This is a genomic window from Cytobacillus horneckiae (genome assembly GCF_002835735.1).
Lineage (GTDB): Bacteria > Bacillota > Bacilli > Bacillales > Cytobacillaceae > Cytobacillus > Cytobacillus horneckiae.
Genome location: NZ_PISD01000048.1, coordinates 1 through 19,534, shown reverse-complemented (window position 1 = coordinate 19,534; position 19,534 = coordinate 1). Strand labels below are relative to the sequence as shown.

Annotated in this window: 18 protein-coding genes, 1 pseudogene and 2 other annotated features; of the genes and pseudogenes, 10 read left to right on the top strand and 9 right to left on the bottom strand. The window is 41.1% G+C overall.

Annotation, left to right across the window (positions count from 1 at the left end; all coding sequences use genetic code 11):
• Both CWS20_RS28130 and CWS20_RS20025 read left to right on the top strand, forming a co-directional pair.
• Positions 1-856: pseudogene (locus CWS20_RS28130) on the top strand (hypothetical protein); the annotation flags it as partial.
• Between the two features lie 11 nt (positions 857-867).
• On the top strand, positions 868-1,239 hold the full coding sequence (locus CWS20_RS20025; RefSeq protein ID WP_066200895.1) for a DUF7674 family protein: 372 nt from the start codon (positions 868-870) through the stop codon (positions 1,237-1,239).
• A gap of 369 nt (positions 1,240-1,608) precedes the next feature.
• On the opposite strand, the gene pdxA is transcribed toward CWS20_RS20025, so the two are convergent.
• The 4 genes from pdxA to CWS20_RS20005 all read right to left on the bottom strand — a co-directional run bounded on the left by pdxA (position 1,609) and on the right by CWS20_RS20005 (position 6,792).
• Positions 1,609-2,604 (bottom strand): 4-hydroxythreonine-4-phosphate dehydrogenase PdxA, encoded by a 996-nt coding sequence (gene pdxA, locus CWS20_RS20020; RefSeq protein WP_066200892.1) that lies wholly within the window; start codon positions 2,602-2,604, stop codon positions 1,609-1,611.
• Positions 2,604-3,896 carry a four-carbon acid sugar kinase family protein gene (locus tag CWS20_RS20015; protein WP_066200889.1) on the bottom strand — a complete coding sequence of 431 codons (1,293 nt, stop codon included), beginning with the start codon at positions 3,894-3,896 and terminating at the stop codon, positions 2,604-2,606. Before CWS20_RS20015 ends, pdxA begins: the two co-directional genes overlap by 1 nt.
• Positions 3,897-3,951: 55 nt before the next feature.
• On the bottom strand, positions 3,952-4,929 hold the full coding sequence (locus tag CWS20_RS20010) for a 2-keto-3-deoxygluconate permease (protein ID WP_066200886.1): 978 nt from the start codon (positions 4,927-4,929) through the stop codon (positions 3,952-3,954).
• Positions 4,930-5,106: 177 nt separating this feature from the next.
• Positions 5,107-6,792: a sigma-54-dependent transcriptional regulator gene (locus CWS20_RS20005; RefSeq protein WP_066200883.1), complete on the bottom strand. Its 1,686-nt coding sequence runs from the start codon at positions 6,790-6,792 to the stop codon at positions 5,107-5,109.
• Positions 6,793-7,019: 227 nt separating this feature from the next.
• Positions 7,020-7,249 (top strand) — a binding site (T-box leader).
• Between the two features lie 109 nt (positions 7,250-7,358).
• Between CWS20_RS20005 and CWS20_RS20000 the strand changes: the two genes are divergently transcribed.
• Positions 7,359-8,708, top strand: a complete 1,350-nt coding sequence (locus CWS20_RS20000) for a sodium-dependent transporter (protein ID WP_066200881.1) — start codon at positions 7,359-7,361, stop codon at positions 8,706-8,708.
• Between the two features lie 118 nt (positions 8,709-8,826).
• Here CWS20_RS20000 and namA read toward each other — a convergent pair whose 3' ends face one another.
• Both namA and proC read right to left on the bottom strand, forming a co-directional pair.
• Positions 8,827-9,846 carry an NADPH dehydrogenase NamA gene (gene namA / locus CWS20_RS19995; protein ID WP_066200878.1) on the bottom strand — a complete coding sequence of 340 codons (1,020 nt, stop codon included), beginning with the start codon at positions 9,844-9,846 and terminating at the stop codon, positions 8,827-8,829.
• Between the two features lie 80 nt (positions 9,847-9,926).
• Positions 9,927-10,757 (bottom strand): pyrroline-5-carboxylate reductase, encoded by an 831-nt coding sequence (gene proC, locus CWS20_RS19990; protein ID WP_066200875.1) that lies wholly within the window; start codon positions 10,755-10,757, stop codon positions 9,927-9,929.
• A 179-nt stretch (positions 10,758-10,936) separates the two neighbouring features.
• Positions 10,937-11,153: a binding site (T-box leader), on the bottom strand.
• Positions 11,154-11,364: 211 nt separating this feature from the next.
• Here proC and CWS20_RS19985 point away from each other — a divergent pair.
• Both CWS20_RS19985 and CWS20_RS19980 read left to right on the top strand, forming a co-directional pair.
• Complete coding sequence (locus CWS20_RS19985; RefSeq protein WP_066200872.1) at positions 11,365-12,330, top strand: MBL fold metallo-hydrolase; 966 nt, start codon at positions 11,365-11,367, stop codon at positions 12,328-12,330.
• A gap of 15 nt (positions 12,331-12,345) precedes the next feature.
• Positions 12,346-13,140 carry an SDR family NAD(P)-dependent oxidoreductase gene (locus CWS20_RS19980; RefSeq protein ID WP_066200870.1) on the top strand — a complete coding sequence of 265 codons (795 nt, stop codon included), beginning with the start codon at positions 12,346-12,348 and terminating at the stop codon, positions 13,138-13,140.
• 150 nt (positions 13,141-13,290) lie between these two features.
• Here the strand turns inward: CWS20_RS19980 and CWS20_RS19975 are convergent, their stop codons facing one another.
• Positions 13,291-13,497, bottom strand: coding sequence for a YqzH family protein (locus tag CWS20_RS19975; RefSeq protein WP_066200866.1), 207 nt, complete (start codon positions 13,495-13,497; stop codon positions 13,291-13,293).
• A gap of 277 nt (positions 13,498-13,774) precedes the next feature.
• Here CWS20_RS19975 and CWS20_RS19970 point away from each other — a divergent pair, with 277 nt between their 5' ends.
• Entirely contained in the window at positions 13,775-15,034 is a 1,260-nt protein-coding gene (locus CWS20_RS19970; protein ID WP_066200863.1) for a Y-family DNA polymerase, read from the top strand.
• A gap of 52 nt (positions 15,035-15,086) precedes the next feature.
• Positions 15,087-15,419: a YolD-like family protein gene (locus tag CWS20_RS19965; RefSeq protein WP_066200860.1), complete on the top strand. Its 333-nt coding sequence runs from the start codon at positions 15,087-15,089 to the stop codon at positions 15,417-15,419.
• 3 nt (positions 15,420-15,422) lie between these two features.
• On the opposite strand, the gene CWS20_RS19960 is transcribed toward CWS20_RS19965, so the two are convergent.
• Positions 15,423-16,286, bottom strand: a complete 864-nt coding sequence (locus tag CWS20_RS19960) for a LysR family transcriptional regulator (protein ID WP_066200857.1) — start codon at positions 16,284-16,286, stop codon at positions 15,423-15,425.
• 224 nt (positions 16,287-16,510) lie between these two features.
• Here CWS20_RS19960 and CWS20_RS19955 point away from each other — a divergent pair, with 224 nt between their 5' ends.
• Both CWS20_RS19955 and CWS20_RS19950 read left to right on the top strand, forming a co-directional pair.
• On the top strand, positions 16,511-17,248 hold the full coding sequence (locus tag CWS20_RS19955) for an SDR family NAD(P)-dependent oxidoreductase (protein WP_066200854.1): 738 nt from the start codon (positions 16,511-16,513) through the stop codon (positions 17,246-17,248).
• Between the two features lie 173 nt (positions 17,249-17,421).
• Positions 17,422-18,654, top strand: a complete 1,233-nt coding sequence (locus CWS20_RS19950) for an L-lactate MFS transporter (protein WP_066200852.1) — start codon at positions 17,422-17,424, stop codon at positions 18,652-18,654.
• Positions 18,655-18,705: 51 nt separating this feature from the next.
• On the opposite strand, the gene CWS20_RS19945 is transcribed toward CWS20_RS19950, so the two are convergent.
• Positions 18,706-18,912, bottom strand: coding sequence for a CDGSH iron-sulfur domain-containing protein (locus CWS20_RS19945; protein ID WP_066200850.1), 207 nt, complete (start codon positions 18,910-18,912; stop codon positions 18,706-18,708).
• 190 nt (positions 18,913-19,102) lie between these two features.
• On the opposite strand from CWS20_RS19945, the gene CWS20_RS19940 reads away from it, so the two are divergent.
• A complete protein-coding gene (locus tag CWS20_RS19940) occupies positions 19,103-19,435 on the top strand; it encodes an iron-sulfur cluster biosynthesis family protein (RefSeq protein ID WP_066200844.1) in 333 nt (110 codons plus the stop codon).
• Positions 19,436-19,534 lie beyond the last annotated feature (99 nt).

The following is a 19,534-nucleotide window of genomic DNA, read 5'->3' as shown; positions in this document are numbered from 1 at the left end:
CAGCAAAGGCGTCAAAAAAGCCGCCAAAGCCACCTACAACTTTGCCATCAGCGATGACATCAAGACAATCAAAAGCAAGAAAACCAAATGGTACCAAAAAGCCGGCGCCGCCATCAGCATCGCCTCCAACTTCATCCCAGGAGGAGGCCTCGCATCCAAGGCAGTCAAAGCCGCGATAAAAGGTACATCGAAAGCGTACAAAGCCGCCAAAGCCACTAAAAAAGCAACGACGAAAATTAAGCGATCACCGAGTAAAAAGGTTTCTTCCCAAGTCAACAAAAAGCCAAAAACCGTAGCTGCCAAGCCGATTCGGACGGCGCCTAAGGTGCAGAGTAAGGCGAAGGTGAAAGTGACTGCGACGGTCAAGCCGAAGAAAACAATAAAGACGTCTGTGGCGCCGAAGCCGAAGCGGAATACTGTCGTCCTTCGTGTGGAAAAAACAAAGGTTATCAAAGCATCAAAAGGCTCGCCTAAGGGTGGTTCGTCAACGGCAGGTAAATCACCTTCATCAGCTAATAAATCATCTTCATCAAATAAACAGATTATGGAAGATGATGCGGATGATGCTGTTGGGGATAAGGGTACTACTAAACCTACAAAGAGAGATGAATTACTAAATACTGTTAACGAAATGTATCGCCCTGGTGTAACGACAGGTGATGGTGGTCTTGCAGCTGCCATAAGAGTTGAAACTAAGTATGGGCAGTTGGTGGGTGGTAAATCCCATATTCAAAAAGGATGGGAACGTGTAAGAAATCTAGAAAATATCATGAGAAATGAAAAGTTAAGTGATACTGATTGGAAAATAGCAAATAATTTAGTTATTGATTTGAAAAGAGCATTAAACGGAAAATAAAACAAAAGTAGGTGGCTTTATTGAAATATGATAGTGTTGTTAGTGAATTTCTTAATGTTTTTCCAGAGTACAAAAGTGCATACAATGAGCACATTGAATATAATAATGAATTACTACCTCATGTATTTTTTGGAGAGACTATCAATGAAGACTTACCAGTCTTATTAGAGAAACATAGTGATAAGGAAAAGCTAAAAAATGTTTTTAAGTTTATGGAAAGGATGGCTACAGAAGGAGATATACACGTTCAAGAATTGTTATCTACTACTATTCTTGAACGACTTGGAGATAATCCTAAACTCCTAGAAGTAGCTACTGTATATATGGGGGATAAAACAAAAATTACTTTAGATGAAATTGAAACGTTTTGGGGACGGCAGTAACACTTTATCTGAAACCATGAATGAGCTTTTTATACTCATTCATGGTTTCTTTTTGAACTACCAAGGTTTTTTTCATGATTATATTTTTTCCAAGAATATTGATTCACGAGACTAAAAATTGTACGCAGATATACGAAATTGTTATAGGTATATAAAAAAATAGACTCTTCACATCTTCACTCACACTCAAGAAGGCGAAGACGACAACCCGATCTCATTCATCCGCTTCAGGATACATATTTAAATGGCAAGGATTATTGTGGAAATTTTTTTACACTACAAAAAAACAAACAATAAACCCCCAAAAAAACTCTCGGAATCCCTTCCAAGAGTCTTTTCAGCATAGGCGCATTCACACCATCTATGGTTTCATCGTTTTGGGGCTAGTTCTATCGCTGAGTTGATTGCAGCGATCATGCTTTTTTCGCCTGCGATGTTTTTGCCGGCAATATCGAATGCTGTACCATGGTCGACGGATGTGCGGATGATGCCGCCTTTTAGGCCGACTGTGATGTTTACGCCGTCTTCAATGCCCATTACTTTGATAGGGGCATGTCCTTGGTCGTGGTAGCAGGCGACGACGATGTCGAAATCGCCTCTTCCCGCTCTAAAGAATAGCGTGTCTGCTGGCAGCGGTCCCGTTACGTTGATTCCTTCGCTTTTTGCTTTTTCAATACCTGGTATCAGCTTTTCTTCTTCTTCTCCGTTGCCGAACAGGCCATTTTCGCCAGCGTGCGGGTTGATGCCGCAAACAGCGATTCTAGGCTGCTCGAAGCCTGCATTGGCAAGCGTGTCATGCGCTAATTTAACAACAGTATACGTTCTTTCTGGATTGATGCTCTCGATCGCTTCAATGAGTCCCATATGAGTAGTTAGGTGAATGACTCGCAAGTTTGGAGTTGTTAGCATCATTGAAAAATCTTCAGTGTCTGTTAAATCAGCAAGGATTTCTGTGTGACCGGGATATATATGGCCGCCAAGATGCAATGCTTCTTTGTTTAGCGGTGCTGTGCAAATCGAATCGATCTGGTGATCTTTCGCATACTCGATTGCTTTTGCTAAATATTGATAAGCTGCATCGCCAGCAGCGGCAGAAACCTCACCAAACGGCAGGTCAGCAGGCAGTAGATTTAAGTCAATGATGTCGATGAAGCCATATTCATATTTCGCTTCAGCAGGGTCATTGATGGAATGAACCGTTAGTTCCGATTGAACAATTGGCAATACCTTTTGCAAAATTTTGCTGTCACCTATGACTAAAGGTCTGCAATTTTCGTAAAGCTCCTTGCTCGCTAGTGCTTTGACGATGATTTCAGGTCCGATGCCTGCTGCATCTCCCATCGTAATTCCGATAATTGGTTTCATTATTCATGTGCTCCCTTCAGTTTATTTATCGCATGTATAAACACATTTTCTGAGCCAAATCCGCCGGCTTTTGTGATGACATAAAGGTTTTCGACACCGAGAAATTTAGAGATGGGCACGCCGATCTCGAGCTCGTCCAGCAGTTCAAATCCCTTGATATCCCATAAGCTGCAAATTTGTTTAGCAGTATCTCCACCTGTCATCGTTACACCATGAAAGCATTCTTTTGCCAGCAGCTTCGAGCAGATGGCTCCGATTGCTTTTACAATCTCGTTGCTCACTTCGGTGTGATTGAATCCGTTTGCCTCACCTGCCTGCCAAGCTTGTTCAATATCTGCTGTTTCTCCGGTTGAATAGATGACTACATCGTGGCCTTCCTTCGCTTTAGCATAAGCGGCTTCGAATATCTTATTTATTTCTTGTTCTTTCTCTGCTTCATCCGATACCGCTTTGTAGGATTCAAAGGCAATTGCATATGTGTTTGTTGTTTGCAGCAATACGTCCAATTGTGCTCTTGAATTTTTATTGACGCTGCCAATGACAGTCAGAATTGGACCGTCATTCGCAGGAATATCCAGGTTATTCTGTTTCACAGGTAAGCCATAATGAGCAGGTAAATAATTAGCAATGCCGGCAGAGCCGACCCATGCAAACTCATATGGAAGGTTTTTTGTGTAGCTCAAAATTTGCTCAAGATGGTGTTCTTCCGTTGAATCGATAATCAGATAAGCAATACGGCGTTCAGAATAGCTTTTGAGCAAATCTCTAATATGTGCTGCACCTTGCGCCAAATCATCAACTGTAATCGTGCCAATGTCATGCTCCGTCTGCTGCTTCAATAAATCGGGCAGGTAGGAGGCAGTCACTGGTGTTTTCGGATCCTTTGCGATTTCCGTTTCTCCTAAAGGAACGCCATTTAAATAATGGATAGATTGGCAGATTGAGCGGTTGTTTTTTGGATACCCCGGTGCAATCATCATGAAATCTGGATGCAGCACATCATAGATTGCATCAATTTCTGCACCAATATTTCCGCGCATTGTGGAGTCCAGTTTTTTGAAAATCGACTTAAAGCCCGCTTGTGTTAAAAATTCAGCGACTTGCTTTACTTTTTCGTAAGCATCCAGCTGATTGATGGAGCGGCTGTCAGTATCAAAGACAACCGCTTCGTAATTTCTTACACTCTCATTATCCATGTCGAATAATACCGTCGTTTTAAGACCATGACGGGCCAACTGTACCCCACTATCATTAGCGCCTGTTAGATCATCGGCAATAATAGCTAAATTCATAAAAAATCTCCTCCGAAAAATATAAAAGTGTTGAAAGGGGGTTCCTTTTTATTGATTATCGTTCGTTGTATTTGGCCACTCCGCCGCTTTTCTCGAGCCGTTTCGATAAGAAGCCAATAAAGAGCGGCAATAAGATCGCTGTTGTGACTACACTGGCTGCGACTTGAACGGTTGCTAATTCTGCAATTGGCGCAAAAGTTGCATTGGCAGCTGCGATTGCAGCGGGTGTACCGACGGCATTGCCGGCTGTAGAGCCTTCAGAGGCGCCGACAATTGGGTTCCAGCCAATCCATTTGAAAAGGAAAAATCCAATTCCGCCTGTTAAAAGAACAGTGATGATGCCAAGGAAAATTCCGCTTAGTCCACCTTTGATAATCGCTTCAAAGTTGATGCCCATCCCTAAAGAAAAAGCAAAGAATGGCACAAGTTTGTCACTGCCTTTGTTTAAGAAATCGCCCATTTCGCGGTCTAAGTTACCGATGACAATCCCAATAATCAATGGAAGGATAACGGCTACCAAGGACATCATCGAAAACATGCCTGTTGCAAACCCCATCGCGCCAAAGATTGATAGTGATACCATTGTCAAAAACGGTCCATCACTTAACGCTAGGAATGGATAGGCTGCTTTATCGTCTTCCTTGCCGTATTGTCCTGCAAGCGCGATATATAAACCGCCGTTAGAGTTAGTCATCGCAGCAATAATTGCGATTGGTGCTAGTCCTAAAAATAAGCCGTTGGAATCAGCAAGCCAGAAAGCAAGAAGTCCTACAAGAGAACCAATCAGCCATTTGAAAACTAAAAGTGTGACGCCTTTACCAACAGAAGTCTTAGCTGTCTTCACGTTGATTTGTGTTCCGGCAATTAATAGAAATAGAGCAATAAGTGCACTTGAGCTATTTACGAATAGAGCTTCAGTAAATCCGCCGATTCGCAGCATATTTGGAAAAAACGTATTAATTGTTGCCGCTAGCAGCAGGGGAACAACCATCATTCCTCCAGGAATCCGATCTAAAGTTGCTTTGATTTTCATAATTATGACTCACTCCTTATTTATTGAATTGTAAGATTATTAAGCGTTTACAAAGTTCGCTTACAACGATTATATTAAGGTAAATTGTTTTATTTAGCAACAATAAAATATGGAAAAATCACTTTATTATAATAATTGTTTAATTTTGCAACAGTTTAAAAAAGAAAAAACGCAAACTTATTCTTTAAGTTTGCGCCATAGGGTAGCTCGATTAATGCCTAATCGTTCTGCTGCTCTTGATTGATTATTATTTTCTTCTGAAAGTACCAATTTTATAATATTTTTTTCTATTTCCTTTAAAGTTCCGTTTAAGGAAATTTGGCTCGCTTCGCTTTGTGTGTGTGATAATATTTTTTCTATTGTATTTGCTTGAATGACATAATCCTTTTCAATCAAAGCGGTTTGTTTAATGATGTTTTTAAGATCATCAATATTGGCTGAACGCGTATCTTCCTGCAGCCTTATTAAGGCATCCTGGCTGATCTTAACCGCTGTAGTCCCCATAGTTTCATGGTAATCAGCCAAAAAATATTGCACCAATGGCTGAATATCTTCCTGCCGCTCTGCAAGCGTGGGCATGCTGATTTTATTCATATGTATTTTCTCGTAAATACTGCTGGCAGAAGGATCCTCGGTGATGACAAATAAATGGATTTTACGATTGAGACACTCTTTTATTAGCTGGATGCCTTTTTCATCGTCTTGAATATTGTCTATGTTTTTCATTTTAATTGTACCAACATTTGATAGTGCATCGAAATGGATGTCTTCCAGCTTAAATTGCTTGAAATCAATGGTCAGAAGTAAGCGCTCATCAGCGGATTCGTAATGAATGTAGCTTGATAGGAAGTTTTTTCCTGTTCCTTTTTCACCAATGATAAGTATGGGATCATTCTTCCTATAAAATGACATCATTTGATTTAGGACAAGACGAATCGCTGGTGACGATGCTGCAAGAGGCATGTTCATTGGATTGGTGTGCACAGTTACTCCTGGCTGCTCCATTAAGCTTAATTCGCTTTTTTTCAAAATGTATATTTTGTAGTGCGTGTCATCCGTCGTATGATAAAAGCCTGTCATTGCAATGATGCAGTCATCTAGTACGAAATTTTTTACAACGGTATCTCTCCTAAGGCTAAGCTCAGCATTCAGAAGAGAAAGCTGTTCTTCGGATATAAGGTTTTCATTGAAATCCGTTAAATATTCATAAATGATGTCATTGTTTTCGTCCAAAATAAGTATATTGCGATTACTGTTTAACGTAAACTGCTCTAAAATATGGTTAATTTTATGATGATGGTGAAGATAACCATAAATCAATTTGGCATCTTCAATTGACTTAATAATTGTTTCTTTACCTGATTGAATTAAGAAGCCTTTGAGTCCGAAGGCATTGGCTGTTTCAAGCGTAATCACATCTCCAGCAATTTGCCTGAAATTCAAATTTTTGAGTTTTAATAGCAGGGGAGCAACTTCATCTGAGCTATTTATCGTAAACACTTTCAATGGCAAATCGAGCAAATCGATAATCGCTTGCGCACCAGAAGTAATGCTCGGGAAGCCTACAATCGCTGTTTTGTCCGCAAAATGGCTGGCTAAAGTCAAAGAACGGATCATGTCATAGCCTGATAAATGCATATCTATAACAGGAATAGAAACATTTTTCTTAATTAATTTGGCTGTTCCGCCTCGGCTTATGATGATATCTGCTCCTTTTTTCTCCTCTAAAGCCGCTATTTCAGCTCCTTTTGCTAAGTCGCCTACAGAATAGGAAATTTCCAATTCAGGGTATAAAGGGATGCATTCTTTTATAATAAAGAGCATCGATTCATAAGGAGCGATGAAATGTATTTTTATTTTCATAAAGTCACCACTTTCTATACTGCTGGGTATCTATTATAGCGCAATGACCGCTGATTCAGCCAATAACTCATGTGAATTCTCCAAATAATTATTATCATGCATAAGATTCTGCAAAAGCAAGGAGCATTCAGAAGGAGGATGGACATCGATTCGAATTTTTTAAAATCTTTCATTGACTCATCACTGCAAGCATAATATAATCACATTTATACTTTAAAAATTATATTTATAAAGCAATGAAGAGAATTTACTAAGTCTTATTTCCCTGTTCATAGAGAGTCAGCATTTGGTGGGAGCTGGTACATAAATAAGATGAATTTCAATCTTGGAGCTTTTTCTTTACTGTGCATGATCGGCCGAAAAGTGCAGTGGAGACGGTTTATTGCCGTTATGAATTTGAGTGGAAAGTCGCAAGCTTTCAAAAAGGGTGGTACCGCGTGTATAACACGTCCCTTTTGAAGGCTGCGGCTTTTTTGTGTTTAATTGGAAAGTATAAATGATATTAAAAATGTATTCTCCATTCAGAGGAGTTTTCAATTTTTTACATGAGGAAAGGGAGGAACGTTATGCAAAACGAACAATGGTCGTCAAAGATTGGTTTTATACTCGCATCCGCGGGCTCGGCTATCGGGCTTGGAGCGATTTGGAAGCTTCCATATGTAACAGGAACAAGTGGTGGAGGCGCATTTATTTTTTTATTTCTTCTGTTTTCCCTTTTTGTCGGCTTCCCCTTGCTGCTGGCGGAATATGTCATTGGCCGGAGCACTGGAAAAGAAGCAATCTCTGCTTATAAGGAAATTGCGCCAAAATCAAAATGGCATTGGATTGGTTATTTAGGAGTATTTACTTGCTTTGTTTTATTATCGTTCTACAGTGTTATCGGCGGCTGGATTATTCAATATTTGGCTTACGGCATCACCGGCCTTTCAGCCAGCGGAGCAAGCGGCTATGAACAGTTGTTTAACGAATCTGTGTCCAGCCCATTTATGGTTGTAGGTGCTCAAGGGCTATTTATGATTATTACAATTCTTGTAGTTGCTAAAGGTGTGCAGCAGGGGATTGAGAAAATGAGCAAGCTTATGATGCCTGCGCTATTTATTTTATTCCTTATACTGATTGTCCGCTCGCTTACATTGGATAATGCTATGGAAGGCGTTAAGTTCTTCTTACAGCCTGACTTTTCTAGAATAACATCTGAAACGCTGTTATATGCGATGGGGCAGTCCTTCTTCTCTTTAAGTGTCGGCGTGTCGGTGATGGTGACTTACAGCTCTTATTTATCAAAGAAGGAAAGTTTAGTGCAGCCGGCTTTCTCGGTTGTTGCAGTGAATTTATTTATTTCCATTCTTGCCGGACTGGCTATTTTCCCGGCGGTTTTCTCACTAGGCTATGAGCCTGCAGCCGGGCCTGGACTTTTGTTCATTGTTTTGCCTGCTGTGTTTGACCAAATTATCTTCGGCAAAGTTTTCTTATTCCTATTTCTTGCCCTATTCTTGTTCGCAACATTAACTTCTGCTTTCAGTATGCTGGAGATTACGGTTGCTTCACTGACAAAAGGAAGAAAGATGGGAAGAGTATCCGCTGCCTGGATGGTTGGCGCAGCAATTTTTATTGTCGGTATTCCATCTGCCCTATCTTATAGTGTGCTGGCAGATGTATCAATCTTTGGGAAATCGATTTTTGACAGTGCAGACTTCCTAGTAAGCAACCTGCTTATGCCATTAGGCGCTTTGCTTATTTCCGTATTTGTTTCTTATAGAATGAAGAAGGATTTATTAAAGAGCGAGATTATTATGGGATCAAAATCGTTGAATGGCGTTTTTCAAGTTTGGTATTTCTTAATGAGATATATTGTGCCAATTGTAATCACTCTTGTATTCCTGGATTCCTCAGGACTGTTTAATTTATTTAAATAATAATAAAGAGGGGCGGATATCCACCCCTCTTATTTTATGATAAGGAAGTATAAATTTTTCAAGTTAGAAAAATGCCTATTGCTCACTCTGTCGAAAGCACGGCGCCCCCGCTCTTTTCTTATAGCCATCCTCTTTCATATTGTTTTGGAGGAGTGATGTCTGTTCTTAATTCCTTCGCTGCTGTCCGTGGCCAATACGGGTCTCTTAATAGTTCCCTCGCGATGAAAATAAGATCTGCCCGTTCATTTTGCAGAATTTCCTCCGCTTGAATGCCTGTTGTAATGAGCCCAACGGCTCCAGTCGGTATACTTGCACCTTCTTTAATTTCTTCGGCAAATTTAACTTGATAGCCTGGATAAGCATGGATTTTTGCTGGCACGACACCGCCAGAGCTTACATCAATCAGGTCAACGCCCTGCTCCTTCATCCATTTGCCAGGCTGCACATAATCTTCAGCTGTTAAGCCGTTCTCATGATAATCATTTGCAGACACCCTTACAAATAAAGGACCATCCCATACAGAATTTACTGCATCTAATACTTCTCTGAGAAAACGGTAGCGATTCTCTGCAGAGCCGCCGTATTCGTCCTGTCGAGTATTTGTAAGAGGGGAGAGGAATTCGTTGATTAAGTAGCCGTGAGCGCCATGGATTTCGATGACATCGAATCCTGCTTTCTTTGAACGAATCGCGGCCTGTTTAAAAGCTTCGATTGTATCCTGAATTTCCTTTTTGCTCATTTCCTTCGGCTGTTTTCTTGTTTCATCAAATGCAATGGCAGAAGGAGCAATGATTTCTCCATCTACTTCAGCTTTTCTGCCCGCATGTGCGAGCTGAATGCCAGCGGCTGAGCCATAAGCCTTCAACTTATCTGTTAAACTTTTTAATCCATCCATTTGTTCATCATTCCAAATCCCTAAATCTCTCGAGGAGATGCGGCCTTGCGGAGTAACTGCTGTAGCTTCAATAATAATTAACCCAACTTGACCTGTCGCTCTGCTTAAATAATGCGTCTCATGCCAGCTTGTCACCATTCCGTCTTCTTCATAGCTTGAGTACATGCACATTGGCGCCATCACAATTCTGTTTTTTATTGTAAGGCCTTTAATTGTATAGGGTGAGAAAAGCTTCGTTTCCATCGATGATATTCCTCCTTTTTCCTGTTAAAGTATTAACAGTATAACAACAACAGGAGCAGGTGGAAAAAATCTTGCTCACGCTATGCCTTCCTACTGTTGGAGAAATGATTCCCTAGCCTTTTAGACTGTGCGGTTGCCTCTTTAATGCATTCTATGAAAGCTTGCTGTACAGCATGTGCATCTAATACTTTTAAGCCGGCTTCTGTTGTGCCGCCCGGGCTAGTTACTTCTTTTCTTAGCTGATGCGATTCTTTTGGTGACTTTTCGAGCATTTCCGCTGCCCCAAGCAGGGTTTGGATAATGAATCTCTTTGCCATTTCCTTTTCAAGGCCGATTTCCTCTGCGCTTTTTTCCATTGCTTCTGCCAAATAATAAATATAAGCTGGACCGCTGCCTGATAATCCTGTGACTGCATCAAGCTGTTCCTCGCGGACAACAGAGGCAAGGCCGACCGTTTCAAACATTTGCTGGACGAGTTTCATTTGCTCGATCGATACATGCTTATTAACAGATAGAGCGCTGGCTGATTTGCCGATTGTCGCTGAAGTATTTGGCATGGCACGTACGATTGGCAATTCCTTTTCTGCTAACTGCTCGATACTTTCAATGGATACCCCCGCTAAAACAGAAATAATCAGCATGTTTTTTTGTAAATGCGGCTTAATGGTTTGCAGTGCATCAGCGACATCCTTTGGCTTCATCGCTAAAAACACAACATTGGCATCTTTAAAGATTTGTTCAAGCTCATAGGTGATTGTCACCCCGTATTGCGCTTTCATATTTTCTAGCTTTTCATGGTTGCATTTATTCGTTACCCAAATATCATTTCCGCTCATTAATTGATTTTCAATCATTCCTGAAATTAATGCTTCTGCCATTGAGCCAGCTCCGATAAATGCTACTTTCGTCATTTTATTTTCCTCCTTGAAAAAGTTGTGTTCTGCCATTCATGCATTCTGTCAAGGTCTATAAAAATTGGCGTTCACCAATTTTTCTGTTTAAAATGTGACATCCCGTGCGAGCTACCCTCGGAAAGCGATGCATATATTGCAACAATTTTGAGCCTTAAAAAAAGCCCTCTCATCCTCATAAAAAGGACGAAAGGGCTTTGCTTCCGTGGTACCACCTTATTTGCCTTCTTGTTAAAAAAGGCAACTCGACTCCGTTAACGCCGGACATACGTTTAGGTTTTCCTAACTGCTCATAAGGTAGGTTCAATGAACAAGTGGACGGTGAAGCCTCTCAGCCGGTCGAGCTTCACTCTCTTTCGCCGTTGTACATTTACTATTCTTATTCATCGCGTTAAATCAATAATTTTATTGTGATTATCCTCGATAACAAGACTATTTGTCAAGGGTGATTTCTTTGTATTTAGAATTTTTTACAAATAAAGTTATGTGAAAATAATGACATTTGTGTGAAATAAGGCTACACTTATTTATATATATGTAAAAAGTAAAAGATGTTCTACTCGCTTTTTATTTGAATATAGTGTTTTTAACGGAGGGAATGAATATAATGGCAGAATGGAATAATGATATTGCTAAACTTACGATCCCGACGCCTTTTGCAGTCGGCGATGTCAATCTTTATTTAGTCAGAGGAGAAAGGCTGACGTTAATTGATGCAGGGCCAAAAACAGAGGAAGCGTGGGAAGTGCTGCATAGTGAATTGGAAAGCTTAAATTTGTCGATTGCCGACATCGATCAGGTGATACTGACACATCATCATCCTGACCATGTGGGGCTGCTTGATTATTTTCCTGAAGATATGGAGATTTTTGGCCACTCTTTAAATGAGCGCTGGCTCAACAGAACGGATGAATTTTTACAGCAGAATAATGATTTTTACACAAAGGTTTTAAAGGAGTTTGGCATGAGCGGCCAGTACGATACGATGGCCTTGATGCTGTCTCGCGAGCTTCGCTTTTTTTGTTCGCGTGCTCTGACAGGCGTGCTGACAGAAGGAGATACACCAACCGGCCTAAATGGCTGGAGGGTAATAGAGACGCCAGGGCATGCGCAAAGTCATATTGGTCTATTTAGAGAAAGAGATGGCGCATATATTGGCGGTGATCATTTGCTTGCACATATTTCGCCTAATCCGCTAATGGAGCCGCCGCTTCCTGGCGAGGATGAACGACCGAAATCGTTATTGCAATATAATGAATCACTTGATAAAATAAATCGTTTGCCCATTTCAGTGATTTATGCGGGACATGGGATTGATTTTTCCAATGTGTCTGAGCTGATTGAGCAGCGCAAAAAATCTCAGCATGAGCGCGCCATGCGTGTAAAGGGATGGCTTCAAGGAGAAAAGCTGACATTGTTTGAAATTTGTAAGCGATTATTTCCAAAAGTCTATAAGCGCGAGCTTCCATTGACTGCTTCGGAAACAGTCGGTCAGCTTGACTATTTGCTCTCTTTAGGAGAGATTAGTGAGTATAAGGAAGATGGCGTATCTTTCTATACAGCAGTTAAATAGGTTGAGGTGATTTTTTTGGCAGCGAGTCTGCGAAATAAAAATATTATTATTACCGGGGCTTCCGGCGGCATTGGCGAACGCATGGCCTTTTTATGTGCAGAACGCGGGGCAAATCTTGTTCTAGTTGCAAGAAGTTTCGATAAATTGCAGTCCTTAAAGGAACAGCTGGAGCGCAAGTTTTCCATTAAAGTTCATGTTTTTCAGCTGGATGTAGCAAAAACTGAGCATGTGGAAGCGGTATTTAAGGAGATATTGCAGCAGTTTGATCAAATTGATGTGCTCGTAAACAATGCTGGATTTGGCGTATTCCGCTATGCCAATGATGCTGATATTGATGAGGTAAAGCGGATGTTCGCTGTAAATGTGCTTGGTCTGATTGCCTGCACCAAAATGGTCCTGCCGCAAATGATCGCGCAAAGGCATGGCCAAATTATCAATATTGCTTCACAAGCAGGCAAAATCGCTACACCGAAATCGAGCGCGTACTCAGCCAGCAAGCATGCGGTGCTAGGCTATACGAACAGCCTGCGGCTGGAGGTAGCTGAGCATGGCATTCAAGTAATGGCTGTTAACCCCGGGCCGATTGAGACGAATTTCTTTGATATCGCCGATACAGAAGGTACCTATGTAAAAAATGTAAAAAAGTATATGTTGAAGCCCGATGCAGTGGCTAAAAAAGTCGTTGACCGCATGCTCACTTCAACACGAGAAATCAATCTCCCCCGCTGGATGAATGCCGGCAGCATCGTCTTCGCACTCTTTCCCCGCTTATTTGAGCGGGCTGGCCGAAGCGCATTTAATAAGAAGTAGAAAAACCGCCGCTGATGATGGGCGGTTTTTTTAGTTTAGTGACAGCGGCGAATCATAAAAAGTGAAATAAAGTGACAAAGTGAGTCAAAGAGACCGGGTTCGTCACTTTATATTCAAAAATAAACTCCAGCAAAAGCCCTCATATACCTTTTAAAAATAAGGAGAATCCGTCACATATCCATAGACAACATCATCAATAATTTCATTCAGGTCACTGTCTAAATCTTCGTTTTGACTCGTCTTTATTTTTTCATATATCTCCGCAAAGGCGTCGCTGTCCATTTTTAGGCTGCTTGGATCTTCCATATATTGTTTTAAGCAATTTTGTACCATTTTATAAATTAAGCGTTGATCCATTCGTTTCACCTCATGCAAAGATTATATCCTTTTTCATGAGAGAAGAAAGGATAAATTAGATTCGCATCGACAAATTTCACGCTGGCATGAGCCTCCTTTCTATGGCTGAGAGGGAATAAGCTACTAGTCTGCACACATCACATTGGAAAAACTGTCGAATATAAGAAATTAGTCGCAAAATTTCCATTGAAACAGAACGTATATTCGTTTAATATATTGGGTATAAATAAATAGAACGTTTGTTCCTTTTTATTTCTTATAGAAGGAAGGCAGTCTTATGATTGATTACACCATGATGCCGCATCAAAAGATTTTATGTGTGGATATGAAGAGCTTTTATGCAAGCTGTTCTGCAGTGATGCTTGGTCTTGACCCTTTAGATTGCTACCTTGTTGTTGCCGGAAATCATGATCGAAAAGGGAGTGTTGTGCTAGCAGCGTCCCCGCGCATGAAAAAGGAGTTTGGCATCAAAACAGGATCTCGGCTATTTGAGGTGCCGGATGACCCCCGAATCATTGTGGAGGAACCGAAAATGGCGACATATTTAAGGGTATCGACAGAAATTACGCGAGTATTTCATCGCTATGTGCCGAAAGAGGCCATTCATACGTACAGCGTGGATGAAAGCTTTATTAAGGTGGATGGCGCCCAGCAGCTATGGGGGGATGCGCAAACCATCGCCAAAAAAATAAAAAATGATATTGAAAGGGAATTTCAGCTTCCTTCAGCTATTGGTATTGGACCGAATATGCTGATGGCCAAATTATGCCTTGATTTGGAAGCGAAGCATGAAGGCGTGGCCGAATGGACATATGAGGATGTGGAGGCAAAGCTATGGTCGGTTTCTCCACTAAGCAAGATGTGGGGAATCGGACGCAGAATGGAGAAAAATTTAAATGGCATCGGCATTTTTACAGTTGGCCAGCTTGCCCGCTACGACTTGAAACAGCTTGAAAAAAAGTTTGGCGTGATGGGAAACCAGCTCTATTATCATGCATGGGGCGTTGATTTATCTGAAATTGGCGCGCCGATTCTGCAGGGGCAAATCAGCTTTGGCAAAAGCCAGATTTTATTGCGGGACTATAAAGATGAAGAGGAAATCAAGCATGTTATTTTAGAGATGTGCGAGGAGGTAGCAAGGCGAACCCGCAATCATCGCAAAGCAGCAAGAACGATTAACTTTGGTCTCGGCTACAGTAAAGATGAGTTTGGCGGCGGGTTTTATCGTTCAAGGACGATAGAGGAGCCGACGAATGTCACAATGGAGATTTATCGCACATGCCTGTCCCTTTTTAAGGAGCATTATACCGGAAAAACCGTGCGTCAAATATCGATTTCTCTCAGCAATATTGTGGATGATTATGAGCTGCAGCTGAGTCTCTTTGATGCAAATGGCTGGAAGCGCCGCAAACTTGGCTATATAGTAGACGGGATTCGTTCTCGGTTTGGGTCAGCATCCCTATTAAGGGCGGTTTCTTATACGAATGCAGGCACAGCGAGGCATCGGGCGACCCTTGTTGGCGGACATAAGCAGTAGGGGGCATTCTAACAATTGTTAAGAAAGAACAGACAAGAAAGAAGGAATAGCAATGATTCGCGATCGAGGAAATAAGAAATGGGTATCCATGATGTTGCCCGAGCATGTAAAAATGCTGAGGGAGTATGATGAAAGCCATAGAAAGCTTGCAAAGCCTATCCTTGATGAGCAAAAGTATGAACAATTTGATGAGATGATTGCTCAGGCGATGGAATATCATTTACCACTGCGCTTTACGCTGCTGCAAAAGGGGGAGAGAAACGAAGTGATTGGCCATGTCCACTACGTGGATGGATTAAAAGAAGAGCTCCGTGTAATAGACGAAGCCCTAAAGCCTGTTTCATTAAAGCTTGCAGATATTATTAATATCGAAGAAAAAGAATGAATCTTAATCCCGATTTTTTTTATCATCATAATAAGAAAGAGCGATGTATTTAAAAAAATTAATTGTAAAGTTTCTAAATTCCGTTGAAGCCTCGGAGAAGTAGCGTCTTTTATTCCACGCAAGTCCGATCGTTCTTCTGCATACAGGAGAAGTGATGGGGATTTGCACTGTGCGCGGAAGCGCTTGCTGCAGAAGTGACAGCTGGGGAGTGAAGGAAATGCCGAGACCTAATTCAATCAGTCGAAGAATTGCGCCTGCTTCTTCCAGCTCAATCGGTGTATTCGCGACAAATCCAGCCTGCTTGCAAAATTCATCAGTTAAATCTCTAAATTCATAGCCAGTTGGGCGGTTAATATAGATTTCATCGGCTGCTTCATGCAATTCAATGGATGTTCGCCCAGCTAAATGATGCTCGGGCGGAACCGATAAGAAGATTTCCTCGTTTAGCAATGTCATCCACTCAATATCCTCGCCAATAATGGGACTCATTGAAATGCAAAAATCGACTTGACCGCTCTCCAGCTGTTTTTTCATCATTGAAGCAGAGCCGGAATGCTGCTTAATATGAACATCAGGGTTTCGCTTCATAAATTCCACAATGAAAAATGGAAGAATATGTGGCAAGGCAATCGAAACAGAGGTGACTCGGCTCTTTGCTGCAATCATATCCTGCAGCTGCCTTTCGCCTTCCTCTATTTCTAAAAAAATTCGGTTGACTCGCTCAAGATACACTTGTCCAAAATCGTTTAAGCGAATCGAGCGTCCCTCCCGATGAAATAATGGCGCCCCAAGATTTTCTTCAAGGCGGCTGATCATTTTACTTAAGGCAGGCTGAGAGACCATCAATTCATTGGCTGCCTTTGTCATATTCCCCATTTGTGCGACTATTTTGAAAATAGCGCAGTTGAAGAAGCTCCATTAATCATTCTCCTCATCTTATAACTTCTATGGAATGAGATATATATAAATATGTATTATACGTTATAAGAAAGTTATTTTACAATTATTTGTTGAAAGGGCCAAATTGTTATGAGAACGATTTCAATCCTTTCTAAAAATACGCAATATTTTTGCACAAAGGGGAGTACTATATGAGATTACAAGATAAAGTAGCAATTATTACAGGTGCTGCATCAGGTATGGGGAAAGCGGAAGCGATACGCTTTGGCAAAGAAGGCGCAAAAGTAGTTGTTGCCGATTTAAATATAGAAGGCGCCGAAACGGTAGCACAGGAAATTAACAGCAATGGCGGGGAAGCATTAGCTGTTAAAGTGAATATAACAGACAATGCTGACCTTGAAAATATGGTGAAAACAACAATGGACACATATGGACAAATCGATGTGGTTGTCAATAATGCCGGTATTTTTGATAAATATACAAACAGTTTAGAAACAACTGAGCAACAATGGGATTTAATTTTTGACATTAACTTAAAAGCGATTTTCAAAATTACTAATCTTGTTCTTCCAGATATGATTGAGCGCGGAAATGGAACGATTGTCAATATCGCTTCAATTGCCGGCATTGTTGCCCAAATGGGCGGAGCGGCTTACACCGCTTCTAAACATGCAGTTGTTGGTTATACAAAACATATTGCAGCAGTGTACGGCTCAAATGGCATCAAAATTAATGCGATTGCACCAGGTACAATTAGAACACCATTAACAGCTGACATGCTGAAAACTCGTCCAACTGATAAGATTCCTTTGGATCGTTTCGGCAATGACTACGAGGTAGCTGATTTAGCAGTATTTTTAGCATCAGATGAATCTAAATTTATGAATGGCGCTGTTGTACCGATTGATGGTGGATACACAATCGTATAATTCTTCGCGGATAGTCATTGAGCGTGAAGCTTAATGACTATTCTTATGTTCGTGAGCAACTCCATGGAGGAGTCTGAGTTTGCGGGAAATCCGGCAAAGGAACCGGATGCTCGTTCATGAACAAATTAAGCAGCTGCAAACGATAAGAAAAAAATATACTGGAGGAAATAAACATGGCAACATCACAGAAAACAACAAATCGCTGGCTCGTTTTCAGTTCGGCGTGGGTCATCATTTTTTTAGTCGCATCGATTGCCATATTTAGCGTGTTTTCAGAGCCAATGACCACGTTGCATGGATGGTCAAGTGCAGATTATAATCTCGCTTACTCTTTATACACTTTAATTTTTGCAATTGTTGCTATTTTAGCAGGGATGATCACTGATAAATTCGGCGTAAAATGGCTGATGTATGTCGGCGGATTGCTATTTGGGTTAGGCTGGTTCTTAACAGGATCGGTCACAACGATTCCAATGCTCTATCTGACATTCAGTTTGATTGCGGGCAGTGGAGCGGGGATGATGTATAACTCGGCCCTCGTCACAGCGATGCGCTGGTTCCCTGATAAAGGCGGGAAAATTTCAGGATTATTACTATCCAGTGCAGCGATTGGACCATTCATTTTATCACCAGTTGCAGCCATTATTATTGAGCAATATGGCGTATTAAATGCCTTTCGCATTTTAGGTGTCGTGTTTACGATAGGTATTTGGGTCGTCGGCTGGCTGCTCGACTCTGCCCCTGCCAATTATCGGCCAAAAGGCTGGACGCCGCCTGCAGCAGATCAGCAGAAATCTCCAGTGAGTACGATTGATTTAAACTGGAAACAAATGCTGAAAACGCCGCTGTTTTACTTGCTTTTCTTAACACTTGTGGCAGCGAGTACAGCAGGTACAATGATGGTCAGCTCGGCTTCTGTTATTGCTCAGGATCAAGTAGGACTGACAGCAACCATCGGAGCAGTTATTGTCAGCATCAGCACGTTGTCCAACTTTGTCGGCCGCCTATCATTTGGCGTAATTTACGATAAATTCGGATCATATATTGCCTTGCTTATTAATTTATTAATGACGATTTCAGCACTATTAATGATGACAATAGCCACGTCTATGGCTTTCTTTATTATTTGTATTATCATTCTCGGGTTTTCTTTCGGCGGATTACTTGTTGTATTCCCTCCGCTTACAAGTCAATCCTTTGGAGCGAAAAACTTTGGCATGAACTACGCCATTGTATTTTTAGGATACTCTGGCGGTGCATTTGTTGGCCCGCGCATTGCTTCCTATTTCAAAGAAACGACTGGAAGCTTTACAACTGCGTATGTTTCAGCCGCTGTCTTAACAGCGATAGGTATAGCGCTTGTAGGTCTTATCCTATATATTAATAGAAGAAAAGCACAGCATTAAATGGTGATGGCCTGCTATACAGGATGCGTATAGTGGGCCATGTTTTGATGCTTAATCATCAGACGGCGCTCGGACGATAGAAGAAAACTTGCCTTTATGGCTGCCATCGCAGAATGGTGCATTTTTGGACAAGCCGCAGCGGCACAACGAAAACGAAGGCTTTGTTTCAAACACATTTCCGTCTTTATCAATTAATTCAACCTCACCTGTAACACGGTAAGATCCGTTATCATTCACTTTAATTTGCACTTTTTTCATTTTAAATGGTCCTTCCACAATTTTTTAGAAAAAATTCCGAATTGAATTCTTTAGCAGACTGAATACGAGTAGACTGCTGCGGGAAATGTGACAATAGTGAGGCTCACCGGTCACCTGCTGAAAGCGAGTGTATTTATTTTAAAATCGCCTATGCTAAAATAGACTATGCAAAAAGAAAGGAAAACGAAACATGAATATAAAGATCACAGAAAAAGCTGCTGAACAAATTGAGGCAAGAATAGCAGGAAAAGCTGGTTATTTAAAGTTAAAGTATGATACGGAAGGCTGTGGATGTGTAGTGAGCGGTGTGACTGCACTATGGCTCGTTGATCATCTGGATGAAGACGACAGAGAAGTAGCAACGGATCATGGAAGCATTTATGTGGAGAAATCAAAGGAAGTTTTTCTCGATGAAGAGGTAATCATCGATTATTATGAGAAAGCTAATTGTTTTCAATTAAAGAGCAAAAGCGAGTATTTAAATCCGCGGATGAGTTTTTTCAATAAAACGAAAGATAAATAAAGTTGAATTTCTAGAAAAAGAGAGAAAGCTACTTCATTTGTGCGCCACAATTCACAAATATGCGTCAGATCGCACTCTTTATGCGTCACAATTCACATT

Excerpts from the sequence above, each read along its gene's own strand:
- CWS20_RS19960 (WP_066200857.1), bottom strand. The coding sequence starts at position 16,286 with ATGACAAAGGCAGCCAATGAATTGATGGTCTCTCAGCCTGCCTTAAGT.
- CWS20_RS20000 (WP_066200881.1), top strand. The coding sequence starts at position 7,359 with ATGCAAAACGAACAATGGTCGTCAAAGATTGGTTTTATACTCGCATCC.
- CWS20_RS19955 (WP_066200854.1), top strand. The coding sequence starts at position 16,511 with ATGAGATTACAAGATAAAGTAGCAATTATTACAGGTGCTGCATCAGGT.
- CWS20_RS20010 (WP_066200886.1), bottom strand. The coding sequence starts at position 4,929 with ATGAAAATCAAAGCAACTTTAGATCGGATTCCTGGAGGAATGATGGTT.
- CWS20_RS19975 (WP_066200866.1), bottom strand. The coding sequence starts at position 13,497 with ATGGATCAACGCTTAATTTATAAAATGGTACAAAATTGCTTAAAACAA.
- CWS20_RS19965 (WP_066200860.1), top strand. The coding sequence starts at position 15,087 with ATGATTCGCGATCGAGGAAATAAGAAATGGGTATCCATGATGTTGCCC.
- CWS20_RS19945 (WP_066200850.1), bottom strand. The coding sequence starts at position 18,912 with ATGAAAAAAGTGCAAATTAAAGTGAATGATAACGGATCTTACCGTGTT.
- namA (WP_066200878.1), bottom strand. The coding sequence starts at position 9,846 with ATGGAAACGAAGCTTTTCTCACCCTATACAATTAAAGGCCTTACAATA.
- CWS20_RS19985 (WP_066200872.1), top strand. The coding sequence starts at position 11,365 with ATGGCAGAATGGAATAATGATATTGCTAAACTTACGATCCCGACGCCT.
- CWS20_RS20015 (WP_066200889.1), bottom strand. The coding sequence starts at position 3,896 with ATGAATTTAGCTATTATTGCCGATGATCTAACAGGCGCTAATGATAGT.
- proC (WP_066200875.1), bottom strand. The coding sequence starts at position 10,757 with ATGACGAAAGTAGCATTTATCGGAGCTGGCTCAATGGCAGAAGCATTA.
- CWS20_RS19970 (WP_066200863.1), top strand. The coding sequence starts at position 13,775 with ATGATTGATTACACCATGATGCCGCATCAAAAGATTTTATGTGTGGAT.
- pdxA (WP_066200892.1), bottom strand. The coding sequence starts at position 2,604 with ATGAAACCAATTATCGGAATTACGATGGGAGATGCAGCAGGCATCGGA.
- CWS20_RS19940 (WP_066200844.1), top strand. The coding sequence starts at position 19,103 with ATGAATATAAAGATCACAGAAAAAGCTGCTGAACAAATTGAGGCAAGA.
- CWS20_RS20005 (WP_066200883.1), bottom strand. The coding sequence starts at position 6,792 with ATGAAAATAAAAATACATTTCATCGCTCCTTATGAATCGATGCTCTTT.
- CWS20_RS19950 (WP_066200852.1), top strand. The coding sequence starts at position 17,422 with ATGGCAACATCACAGAAAACAACAAATCGCTGGCTCGTTTTCAGTTCG.